Source organism: Enterococcus sp. SMC-9 (genome assembly GCF_021011285.1).
Classification (GTDB): domain Bacteria; phylum Bacillota; class Bacilli; order Lactobacillales; family Enterococcaceae; genus Enterococcus_C; species Enterococcus_C montenegrensis.
Map to the genome: position 1 here is coordinate 208,092 of NZ_JAILYE010000001.1, position 12,213 is coordinate 220,304.

Below are 12,213 nucleotides of genomic sequence, written 5' to 3' on the forward strand. Positions count from 1 at the left end.
AGGCGGTAAAATCTTATCCTAAAATACTTAGGAATAAAATTTTACCGCCATTTTAATCAACTGTTTTTTGTCCTTTATATTGCTCTAACTCTTTGTTCACAGCTTCTGATAAACGTAAAAATGTCTCTTCATCACCTTTTTCTAACGCTGCGTCAATTTCTTGATACAATTGCTTAATCCGTGCCGTTTGCTCTTCTTCAAAGAGGAATTGATCAATACTGTCAATTATATCAGGATCGATGTTTTCATTCCACTTCATGAAAGGATTATCCTCTAAAATCGACAAATAGCCAGGATTATCCCACGCATTGTCAAAGAGGCATTCAATATATAACGCATCTTTCCAATTCAAACGAATTTCATGAAAAATTTGGTCGCTGTCGTCAAAAACTTTTCCTGAAATAAACAATTTGATAGGATCACCTTGGACTGTTAAATCACGAATCTGTAACCCCCGACTGGTCGTATCTGCATTTTCAACAAAATGAACATTGTTTAAAATTGCTTCATGATTTGCTAAGTAATTTAAAATCCAACAAACTTCCCGACGGCTAAAAGAGGCATGGGTAACAAACCAATTGAGAAAATTTTTCTTTTCTTTGACGTCGATAAACATCGTCCTCACCTTCTTTTCTTTATGATAAAGCCTCCAAAATCGACTGTACTTCTAAATCACCAGGCTCATGAGCCAGATAGTGTTCCAATAATTCTTTTGCAGCTTGAATCTGACCTTCTTCTCGTAAGAAAATCCCATATTCTTTCATAAATTCTGGTCCGTGATGCAATTCAATATTAGCTTTTTCGTAATGAATCGCTGCTTGGCTAAAGTCTTCTAATTGATTATAGGCCTGAGCCAAATTCCACTGGGCATAGGCGTCATCGGGATTTTCCATTTGGTCAATCGTCGTAATAACCGCTTCGTATTCTTCTTGTTTTAAGTATAGATTACTCAACATAAATAGTGTTTGGTCTAATTTATCACCGGTTTCCAATGCTTTTTGCAAATATTCTTCAGCTTTTTTATCATCGTGAAGTCGGTAAACATTCTCAGAGGCAAATTGATAAAAATCAACATTAAAAGGATTTTCTTTAATCCCCGCTTCAATTACTTCTTGGGCTTCTTCTAACTGCTCTTCATCTTGCATTGCTTCTGCTAAATACAAATACAAGGATTGATATTGTGGGTTTAAACTGCGTAATTGCTCAAGATATTGAATAACTTGTTCATTTTCTTTTAATTGACGGTACACAAAAGCAATTTGAAAAAGGCGATCATCGGTTACTTGCGTTTCGAGTGCGCGACGCAAATGAAGTACAGCCTCTTCAAATTGACCCTCCATGCTTAACGCCGTGCCTAAGCGTTCTTCTAATAAGATATCTGCCATTTCTGTTATATTGGAATTTAATAAAATTTGGTAAATCGTCGCAGCCTCACCAAAACGCTCGGTTGTGAAAAATAACTCCGCTAAAGCAAATTGAATTAAAGGTTCGTCTGGCAAAATTTTTGCAGCTTCAGTCAATTTTGCTTCACTAACTTCTGGAATACCAATCATTTGATAAAGATCCGCAGCTAATAGTAGTGCTTGTACATAATAATCACTATTTTTGGGAACTTTTTCAATAAAATTCAACGCTTGGTCACTATTATCATTTTCAATGGCCACTTCAGCTAAGCCTAAATATAATTCTTCATTATTAGGATATTTCTCCAATAGATGTAAAAAAGTCTGTTCCGATTCTTCTAAAAAACCAATCTGTAACAAATATTGTGCCAATTCGTGTAATTGACTATCATCATCTTTAACTAACGCTTGATTGAATGCTAAATTAGCACTCACCAAATCTTCATTTTCTAAGGCTTCTAGCATTTGTTCACTATATGATTTTTCCATTAACTTTCACGAATCTCCTTTATGATAGCTTGATATTTTTCAATTGCTTGTTGTAATGATTGAACGGTAACCTTTGTTTTCTTACCAACTTTGCCGATTTTTGCTAACACGAAAATTGGTGCCTCTTTTTGTGCTTGAGCTAAAACTTGCAACTGGTAATCGGTTAAAGAAATCTGTTTTGGTAAATAAATAGGATAGCCTAGTCGTTGAAACCAAATTAAAAAATTTTTCAAATTAAAGTGCAGTTTGTCATTGGCATCGCTCCAGAATAAATGGAATAAAATTCCAAATAAACGTTTCATATTAGAAGATAGCAAATGTCCATTTTCGGTTTGGTAAAAAGCCGCTTCAAATAACTGCCCGAAGGTTTCAATTTCAGCTGATTCAGCATAATAATCAATCAACTCTGTTATTAAAGCAGCAAAAGAACGGCGATATACTAGTTGTTGATTAGGAAAATTCTGATATAAATTTTGCAAGAAATCGTAGTCACAAACTAGACCTATTCGTATGAAAACTAGTAGATCAACTAATTTTCCCTCTGTTTGTGCTTCTGTCAAAGTTTGATCAAAATATACTGCCTGTGGCAAATTTTTAACCTGCAGTAACACTTGGCTGTTTTGTTTCATTACGGCTTGTTCTGTGATTAAGGCTTTGGCTAAAGAACGAACCGAAACCGGGAGACACCAGTAATGCCCGGGCAAAACCGTGGTCTGTGCTAAAAAGCCAGTTAACTGCATAACACCTTCATTTCCATAACCACAAAATAGATACTTGCGATTTGACGGAAATCGTTCTAAAAAGTGGAGTAAATTCATTAGTTCTTCTAAATTATTACAATATGTTTGATTGCGACAAACATACCAGTCAATGTCATAGGCATTTTTGAAAAGCTGACTGACTTTTTCAAAAGAACGATCATAATATTTCTGATTTGTTAAAATAATCACGTGTAAATTATCGCTAGCAGCAGGATTGATACTTTTATTTAATGTTTCGCCATAAAATATCTGTGTGGTCAATTGGTCTTTTTGATAGCTCTTCTCCATAAGCTCCTCCTAGTATAAGTTTATCATTAAAAGGCAGAGAACCAAAAGATTTCGCCATCATTTTCTCCTTCAAAAAAAAGAAAAAAACTTCCCACTTTTAATGAGAAGTTTCCTACGACCAATCAAATTACCAACTTGCTTTTTTTACACCAGGAATTTTGCCTTCATGGGCCAATTCTCTGAATTTTACCCGTGACATGCCAAACTTGCGCATATAGCCTCTTGGACGTCCGTCAATCCGGTCACGATTTTTCAAGCGGTTAGGATTAGAATCTTTGGGTAATTTCGCCAATGCTTCATAATCGTGGGCTTGTTTTAATTCATAGCGAATCGCCGCATAACGCGCAATCATCGCTTCTTGTTTTTTTGATTTTGCAATTTTTGATTTTTTTGCCATTTTGCTGTCCTTTCTTTTTTTAGCCAGCAGACAATTATTTGAGCATTTAAAACGTAATATTTACGCTTTGTTAATATAGCACGTTTTTCCTTTTGCCGCAAATAACTTAGCTTAGAAGGATCAAATACATTCTACATGTCAAAAAAAACTTCAACTAACCCTACTCTACCATTTGCTTTTAGTAGTTTTAGCTGAAGCTATTTTTTATAGTCATAAAATAATAGATATATTTCTATTTAATTAAATGTAACGATTACCTGCTATTTCCTTTATTTTTAAAACTTAATTAAACTAATAATGAGTAAAGCGAAGGTGCTGCTTGTAAGTTAATATATGTTGGATCAAATTGCTCCAAGCGCGTTAATAACGCCGTTAAATCAGCGGTTTCTTTAAGCAGGACACCTAACACGACTGGACCTGTCCCCCGATTAATTTTTTTTGTATATTCAAAACGCGTAATATCATCCTTTGGACCTAAAACTTCACTCACAAATTCCTTTAAAGCACCAGGACGTTGTGGAAAATTCACCACAAAATAATGCTGTAAGCCTTCATAAACAAGAGAACGTTCCTCAATTTCTGCCATGCGACTAATATCATTATTCCCACCACTGATAACGCAAATGATGGTTTTTCCTTTAATTTCATCTTTTAAAACTTCTAATGCTGCCACACTCACAGCACCAGCCGGCTCAGCCACAATCGCTTGCTTGGTATATAATTCTAAAATAGTCGAACAAACTAAACCTTCATCTACCACTGCTAACGCGTCTAGGTAAGCTTTGGCATGAAAATACGTTAATAACCCCACTTCTTTAACCGCAGCGCCGTCAACAAACTTGTCAATTTCATTTAATGAAACTGGACCACCATGATCAAAAGCCGCCTGCATAGAAGGTGCTCCTTTTGGCTCAACTCCAATAATTTTTGTTGCTGGACTCGTATTTTTTACATAAGAGGCAATCCCGCTGATTAACCCGCCGCCACCAATGGCAGCTAAAATATAATCAGGCTTAAATCCTTCTTTTTGGGCATCGGTCATCATTTCAAGCGCTAGTGTACCTTGTCCAGCAATAATATCTGGATCATTAAAAGGATCAATAAATGCCATTTTGTGTTTTACTGCGAATTCTTTTGCCGCTTTTGCTGAAGCATCAAAAGTATCGCCAACTAATCTGATTGAAACTTTCTTGCCACCAAAAAATTCTACCTGTGCAATTTTTTGGTGCGGTGTCGTTGTGGGCATAAAGATAACAGCAGAAATGTTCATTTCGTGACTAGTATAAGCAACTCCTTGGGCATGATTACCAGCACTAGCACAAACTACCCCATTAACTAATTGTTCATGGGGTAGTTTTTTTATGGCATAATAAGCACCTCTTAACTTGAAGGAACGAACTTTTTGCAAATCTTCCCGCTTTAATAAAATCGTTGCCTCATACTTTTCAGATAAGTAGCGATCGTATTGTAATGGCGTATGGCTAACTGCCTCTTTTAATACTTTGTATGCCCTTTTGATTTGTACATCCGTCGTCAAATCCAAGGTGCTCACCTCCAAAACTAATCTTTTTTCGTTACAAAAGGCATCATTTTTCGTAGTTCATTACCAACTTGTTCAATTTGATGTCCGGCGTTTTCTTTTCGCATTTGCTTAAACTCAGGAAAACCAGCTTTATTATCATCAATAAAACCTTTGGCAAAGTTCCCGTTTTGAATATCAGTTAAAACTTCTTTCATATGTTTTTTTGTTTCGGCTGTGATCACACGTGGCCCAGAAACATAGTCCCCATATTCAGCTGTATTTGAAATAGAATGACGCATCTTAGAAAAACCACCTTCATAAATCAAATCGATGATTAATTTCATTTCATGACATACTTCAAAATAGGCAAGTTCTGGTTGGTATCCAGCTTCGACTAAGGTTTCAAAACCTGCTTCGATCATTGAAGTTAGACCGCCACATAAAACAGCCTGTTCACCAAATAGATCTGTTTCAGTTTCTTCTTTGAAAGTTGTTTCCAATACACCAACGCGGGTGGCTCCGATTCCTTTTGCATAAGATAGCGCAATATCTTGTGCTTTGCCACTAGCATCTTGATATACTGCAAACAACGCCGGGACAGCGAATCCTTCTGTGAAAGTACGGCGAACCAAGTGTCCTGGTCCTTTTGGTGCAACTAAGAAAACATCAACATCTGCCGGAGGTGTGATAACATCAAAATGGATATTAAATCCATGGGCAAAAGCTAATGCATTACCAGCAGCAAGGTTCGGGGCGATTTCATTGTCGTAAAGTTCACCTTGAATTTCATCTGGTGCCAAAATCATTACAACGTCACTTTCTTTTGTTGCTTGCGCTACTGACTTAACGGTAAAACCGTCTTCACGGGCTGCGTCAGCTGATTTGCCTTCACGAATACCAATAATAACGTTGTGTCCTGTATCTCGCAGATTTTGCGCATGAGCATGTCCTTGTGAACCATAACCTACAATTGTAATCGTTTTGTCTTGCAATGCATCTTGTTCTACACTATTTTCGTAATAAACTTTTACCATATTAAAGTCCCTCCAAATATTCAAAATTATATTAACAGCAATTTTTTGCGATTAACCTCTAGTAAAGCCAGTAATGCCTGTACGTGCCATTTCTTTAATTCCGTATGGTCTTAAAATATCAATACACGCATCAACTTTTTCAGATGAGCCGGCAATTTGAACGGCAATAGTTTTGATACCCACGTCGACAATGTCTGCTCGAAAGGGTTCGATCATTGTTTTAATCTCTGTTCTCGTAGCAGCTGGCGCATTCACCTTGACCAGTGCCAATTCCCGCTCAAGATGTGGCTCATCGGTAATATCAGAAACTTTTACGACCGCAATTTGTTTATTGAGCTGTTTGGTGACTTGTTCAACTTCAGCTAAGGTCGCAACATTAATAACAAAGGTCATGCGAGAAATTTCTTTATCTTCAGTTTCTCCAACGGAAATACTTTCAATATTCACTTGTCGGCGATACAAGACACTACTAATCCGACTTAAAACGCCAACGTGATTGTAGACCATCGCAGTAATCATCCGTTTCATTTTAGTCCACCCCTATCATTTGATCATTAGCTTTTCCCGGAGGAATCATCGGTAAGACATGTTCGGTAGGGGAAATAACAACTTCAATTAAGCCTGGTCCTGGCTTGTTAAATGCCTTAGTAAAATCAGCTTCCATCGTTGCTGGATTTTCAATTTTGACGCCATTTATGCCGTAAGCTTTTGCTAACATGACAAAGTCTGGTGAGCTTGCAAAAACTGATTGGGAACGACGATTCTCATAGAAAACTTCCTGCCATTGTCGCACCATTCCCAAAGAATTATTATTTAGCAAAATAAATTTAATATCTAATTGGTGTTCATTTAAAATGGCGAACTCTTGATTGGTCATTTGGAAACCGCCATCCCCCACAAAAACGACAATTTGACTATCGGGATTCCCAAATTTAGCACCAATACCAGCGGGAATACCACAACCCATAGTCCCTAATCCACCGCTTGTAACCAATTGATTGGCAAATTTGAAAGGATAATACTGCGCAACCCACATTTGATGTTGGCCAACATCAGTTACCACGTAAGCATTACCTTTCGTCAATTTTCCCACAAGTTCAATTACTTTTTGTGGTTTAATTTCTGTAGTGCTATTACGATCGTAAGTAAATGGTTTTTCTTGGTGACGCTGCAGGCATAAAGATTGCCATTTTCTAGTATCTTGGACTTTAATTTCTTTATTCAACATACTCAAAAGAGCTTTTTTTACGTCTGCTACGATGGGAATCGCAGTTGGAATGATTTTCCCAATTTCTGCAGGATCAATATCAACGTGAGCTACTGTTGCGTTTTGGGCAAAATCTTTTGGAGAAGTTGCCAAACGGTCTGAAAAACGACAACCAAAGTTAATCAATAAATCACAGTCCACTAATGCCATATTAGCTGCATAAGATCCGTGCATACCTGCCATGCCTAAGAATAATTCATGATCGCTTTTAAGAACGCCCAAACCCAGCAAACTTGAAATTGTGGGAATCTGATATTTTTCAACAAAACGCGTAAGTTCCATTGCTGCATTTGCGGCCACAACTCCTCCACCAGCTAAAACTACAGGTCGTTTTGCTTCTGCTAATTTTTCCATCAACCGATTTATCTGCAGTGCAGAAGGCTGCGTATTGGGATGATAGCTTTCTAGGTGAACTTCATTTGCTGGTTTCGCATCAGTTTGACAAACTGTCATATCTTTAGGCAAATCAACTACTACTGGACCTTTACGACCTGTAGTGGCAATATGAAACGCTTCGTTTAAAATTTGGGGTAAATCATTGATATTACGGACTTGATAATTATTTTTTGTAATCGGTAGCGTGATACCTAAAATATCAGCTTCTTGAAAAGCATCTTTACCAATTCCTTGCGTCACCACTTGCCCGGTAATAACAACTAAAGGGACTGAATCACTCATCGCATCAGCAATCCCTGTTACAACATTTGTTGCTCCCGGACCGCTCGTAACAACAACAACTCCCGGTTTTCCGGTTGACTTAGCATATCCTTGTGCGGCATGAACAGCTCCTTGTTCGTGTCGGGTTAAAATATTGGGAATATCTTCGTGGTAAAGCGCGTCATATAATGGCAAGACCGAGCCGCCAGGATACCCAAAAATAATTTCAACGTCTTGTTTTGCTAGACAGTCTAATAATAATTTTGCACCTGAAAATTGTTCTGCGACGCTTGCATTTTTTTGCGTACTTGCCATTTATATCACTCCATTTCTTCTGGTAATTTCATGATTCCACCGGTATGAGCCGAGGTAACTAAAGCTGAATAGCGGGCTAACCAACCCTTTTTGACTTTACGTTTAAATTGCGGTAACCCTTCTGCACGAAAAGTCATTTCTTCTTGGGATAAAGCTACGTTAATGGTTCGTTTTACTAAGTCAATTGTGATTTCATCACCATCACAAATGAGCGCCAAGGGCCCACCACTAGCAGCTTCAGGGGAAATATGACCAACTGCAATTCCTCTTGTTGCCCCAGAAAAACGTCCATCTGTAATTAACGCCACGTCTTTGCCTAAACCACGTCCAACAATGCTAGATGTTGGGGCCAGCATTTCAGGCATTCCTGGTCCGCCTTTTGGCCCTTCATAACGAATTACGACCACATGACCTTTTTGAACAATATGATTGTCAATCGCATTAACTGCTTCATCGTGAGAATTAAAACAAATTGCTTTTCCTGTGAAGACTTTAACACTAGGATCTACCCCACCAACTTTAATGACACTACCTTCTGGTGCGATATTGCCATATAAAATTGATAGTCCACCCACTGAACTATAAGGATTTTCTTTTGGATGAATAACCGCTTCATTTTGAATTGTGGCATGGGCCACATTTTCTCGAATTGTTTTACCCGTCACTGTAATCCGATCGGAATGAATCGCTCCTTCAATGTGAACTAATTCATTAATGATGGCAGAAACACCACCTGCTTTGTGGACATCATGCATTGAATAAGCAGAGGATGGGGCAATTTTAGCTAAATAAGGAACACGTTTAGCAATTGCATTAACTTCTTCCAAATTGTAATTAATTTGTGCTTCATTGGCGATCGCTAGGGTATGTAACACCGTATTGGTTGAACCGCCCATCGCCATATCCAAAGCAAAAGCATCATCGATTGCTTCTTTTGTTACAATTTCACGAGGCTTTATTTGTTTTTTCACAAGATCCATTAAATGATGAGCCGATTTTCGGACTAATTCTTTTCGTTCTTTGGAAACGGCTAAAATCGTTCCATTACCCGGTAATGCTAATCCTAAAATCTCTAACAAACAGTTCATAGAATTGGCGGTAAACATTCCAGCACAAGAACCACAAGTCGGGCAGGCATTTTGTTCTAAAAAATTAAAATCAGCTTCTGACATCTGACCTTCCTTGTAAGCACCAACAGCTTCAAACATTGAAGATAACGTCGCTTTGTGTCCTTTGGGATCAATTCCTGCTTTCATGGGACCGCCAGAACAAAAAATTGAAGGGACATCAGTTCTAACCGAAGCCATGATCATTCCCGGTGTAATCTTGTCGCAATTCGGCATATAAAAAACACCGTCAAACCAGTGCGCGTTTATCACCGTTTCAGCTGCATCAGCAATTAATTCACGACTAGGCAATGAATAGCGCATCCCAATATGTCCCATCGCAATCCCATCATCAACACCAATTGTATTAAACTCAAAAGGAATGCCACCAGCTTCGCGAATCGCTTCTTTAGCTACTTCAGCAAGCTCTCTTAAATGAACGTGACCGGGAACAATATCGATATAAGAATTGCAGATGGCAATAAAAGGTTTATTCATATCTTGAATATTTTTAACTTGTCCAGTTGCATACAATAAACTGCGAGCTGGCGCCGCATCGATTCCTTTTTTTATTTGATCACTTCTCATTTCATCAGCTCCCATTTTTATCGATTTAAGAAAAAAAGCATCCCAATGTTTTGGGATGCTTTAGTAAGAATCCCTCTCGCTAGCGCAAATAGGACTCAAACAATCGGATTTTTACTCATCTTCCGTGTTCTAAGTCCAGGACTTGATAATTAAAATGACGATTTCATGATTCAAGTCGAATTTGCACATAAAGGATTCTCCTATTCTTAAAAGGCTTATTTTCAATTAATTTTGTTAAATATATCGTGTTCACTAAGTAAAGTCAATGAATTTTCAGAATTTTTTTTATTTTCTTTCTTTATTGTTCAGAAAATTGTTTGCTGTTTTTCCCAAAAAATTTGCGACAAACTGATTATTCTAACACTACTTATTAATTATGCTATCTCAACTCTAATATTTTGTCATTCATAACGAATGTTAGGGTTCATTATTGCATAATTTGAGAAATCATTTTACTGGTTGCTGCTATTCCTTCATTTTCCAAAGTCGAAACGATTTTACTGCCAATGACAACGCCATCACAATTGGCTTTAAAACGTGTCACATGTTCTTTTTGACTAATACCAAAACCAGCCAAAACTGGGATACTGCTTTGCTTGGTGATATAGGCCAAGTGGTCGTCTAATTTTTTTTCATAATCATTCTTACTTCCTGTGATGCCGTTAAGTGTTACAGCATAGACAAAGCCTTCTGCTACACTTAAAAGTTCGGTGATACGTTTTTTTGAACTAGTCAAAGAAATCAATTGTAATAATGCAATATCATTTTCATCCAATACTGGTTTGACTAAATCACGATGTTCAAAGGGTAAATCGGGAATGATCATTCCTTTTACATCCGTTTGCGCGATATCTTCAACGAACTTTTCAAGACCATAACGAAAAAAAGAATTTGTATAGCCCATCATGATTAAAGGCACTGGTGCGTGTATCTCTTTTAAGGCAGCGATAATTTTTGCCAATGTTATTTTTTTTTGTAATGCTTTTAGGCCCGCTTTTTGAATTGTCGGACCATCTGCAACTGGGTCAGAAAAAGGAATACCAATTTCAATTGCATCTGCACCACACTCGGCTAACATATGAATTTCTTGGGCTAAATTTTCTAATCCGTTGGCACCGGCCATGAGATAGGGAACAAACAATGTTTTTCCGGTTTGTCTTTTCTTTTGTAAAAAATATGTTAGTGATTTCATCTTATTTTCCCTCTCTTTCTTTGATTTGGGCTACATCTTTATCGCCACGACCAGATAAACAAATTACCATTCCTTCATCTTTTGCTAAAGTTGGGGCAAGTTTTAAAGCATACGCAATAGCATGGGAACTTTCCAAAGCAGGAATAATCCCTTCTAACTTGGAAAGCAAGTGAAAAGCAGCTACCGCCTCCTCATCTGTTACACTTACATATTCAGCTCTCTTTATTTCATGTAGATAAGAATGTTCTGGTCCAATCCCCGGATAATCTAGTCCAGCAGAAATAGAAAAAGCTTCTTCCACTTGACCATCCGCATCTTGTAATAAGAACATTTTGCTACCATGTAAAACACCAACTGCCCCTTTAGTTATTGAAGCTGCGTGCTGTGAGGTATCAAGTCCTTTACCCGAAGCTTCTACCCCAATTAATTTTACCGATTCATCATTTATAAATGGATAAAACAGCCCCATAGCATTGCTGCCACCACCAACACAGGCAAGGGCAATTTCTGGTAGCTTTTTTTCTTTTGCAAAATATTGTTCCCGGGCTTCTTGACCAATAACACTTTGATAGTCCCGTACAATTTCAGGAAACGGATGAGGACCTAAAACTGATCCCATCACGTAATGCGTATCTTCCACCTGCGCAACCCAATAGCGTAATGCCTCATTCACCGCATCTTTTAAGGTTTTACTTCCAGAAGTTACACTAACAACTTTTGCCCCCAAAAGCTCCATCCGAAAAACATTCAATTCTTGGCGGCTAACATCCACTTCTCCCATAAAAATAATGCATTCCATTCCAAATAGCGCTGCTGCTGTCGCCGTTGCTACCCCATGTTGACCAGCACCCGTTTCAGCAACTATTTTAGTTTTGCCCATTTTTTTCGCTAGCAAAACTTGGCCTAAAGCGTTATTGATCTTATGAGCACCCGTATGATTTAAATCTTCTCTTTTTAAATAAATTTTGCCCCCGCCACAATAATTTGTTAAACGTTCGGCAAAAAACAAAGGCGTTTTACGTCCAACATAATCTTTTAAATAATAGCTTAGCTCTGCTTGAAAGGCTTCGTCTTTTTTTGATGCTTCATATGTTTTAGTCAGTTCTTTAACAGCATACATCAATGTTTCCGGGACAAACTGTCCCCCGAAAGAACCATAAAAACCCTTTTCATTTGGCATTTTATACATCTAAT

The 12,213-nt window shown here is 37.8% G+C and carries 11 protein-coding genes; all 11 read right to left on the reverse strand.

Annotated elements, in window-relative coordinates:
* Positions 1-52: 52 nt before the first annotated feature.
* The 11 genes from K4422_RS01120 to trpB all read right to left on the reverse strand — a co-directional run bounded on the left by K4422_RS01120 (position 53) and on the right by trpB (position 12,208).
* Positions 53-616, reverse strand: a complete 564-nt coding sequence (locus K4422_RS01120; protein WP_230708678.1) for a YpiB family protein — start codon at positions 614-616, stop codon at positions 53-55.
* Positions 617-635: 19 nt separating this feature from the next.
* Entirely contained in the window at positions 636-1,892 is a 1,257-nt protein-coding gene (locus tag K4422_RS01125; protein WP_230708679.1) for a tetratricopeptide repeat protein, read from the reverse strand.
* Complete coding sequence (locus K4422_RS01130) at positions 1,892-2,941, reverse strand: hypothetical protein (RefSeq protein WP_206905660.1); 1,050 nt, start codon at positions 2,939-2,941, stop codon at positions 1,892-1,894. Before K4422_RS01130 ends, K4422_RS01125 begins: the two co-directional genes overlap by 1 nt.
* A 127-nt stretch (positions 2,942-3,068) precedes the next feature.
* The gene (rpsN, locus tag K4422_RS01135) at positions 3,069-3,338 is read right to left on the reverse strand and encodes a 30S ribosomal protein S14 (protein WP_206905659.1); all 270 of its coding nucleotides are present in this window, start codon (positions 3,336-3,338) and stop codon (positions 3,069-3,071) included.
* A gap of 286 nt (positions 3,339-3,624) precedes the next feature.
* The gene (ilvA, locus tag K4422_RS01140; protein ID WP_206905651.1) at positions 3,625-4,881 is read right to left on the reverse strand and encodes a threonine ammonia-lyase IlvA; all 1,257 of its coding nucleotides are present in this window, start codon (positions 4,879-4,881) and stop codon (positions 3,625-3,627) included.
* Between the two features lie 17 nt (positions 4,882-4,898).
* Entirely contained in the window at positions 4,899-5,894 is a 996-nt protein-coding gene (gene ilvC / locus K4422_RS01145) for a ketol-acid reductoisomerase (protein ID WP_230708680.1), read from the reverse strand.
* A 51-nt stretch (positions 5,895-5,945) separates the two neighbouring features.
* The gene (ilvN, locus tag K4422_RS01150; RefSeq protein WP_206905647.1) at positions 5,946-6,422 is read right to left on the reverse strand and encodes an acetolactate synthase small subunit; all 477 of its coding nucleotides are present in this window, start codon (positions 6,420-6,422) and stop codon (positions 5,946-5,948) included.
* A gap of 1 nt (position 6,423) precedes the next feature.
* The gene (ilvB, locus tag K4422_RS01155) at positions 6,424-8,133 is read right to left on the reverse strand and encodes a biosynthetic-type acetolactate synthase large subunit (RefSeq protein WP_230708681.1); all 1,710 of its coding nucleotides are present in this window, start codon (positions 8,131-8,133) and stop codon (positions 6,424-6,426) included.
* Between the two features lie 5 nt (positions 8,134-8,138).
* Entirely contained in the window at positions 8,139-9,827 is a 1,689-nt protein-coding gene (gene ilvD / locus K4422_RS01160; RefSeq protein WP_230708682.1) for a dihydroxy-acid dehydratase, read from the reverse strand.
* Positions 9,828-10,254: 427 nt separating this feature from the next.
* Entirely contained in the window at positions 10,255-11,019 is a 765-nt protein-coding gene (gene trpA / locus K4422_RS01165; RefSeq protein ID WP_230708685.1) for a tryptophan synthase subunit alpha, read from the reverse strand.
* Position 11,020: 1 nt separating this feature from the next.
* Complete coding sequence (trpB, locus tag K4422_RS01170; RefSeq protein WP_230708687.1) at positions 11,021-12,208, reverse strand: tryptophan synthase subunit beta; 1,188 nt, start codon at positions 12,206-12,208, stop codon at positions 11,021-11,023.
* Positions 12,209-12,213 lie beyond the last annotated feature (5 nt).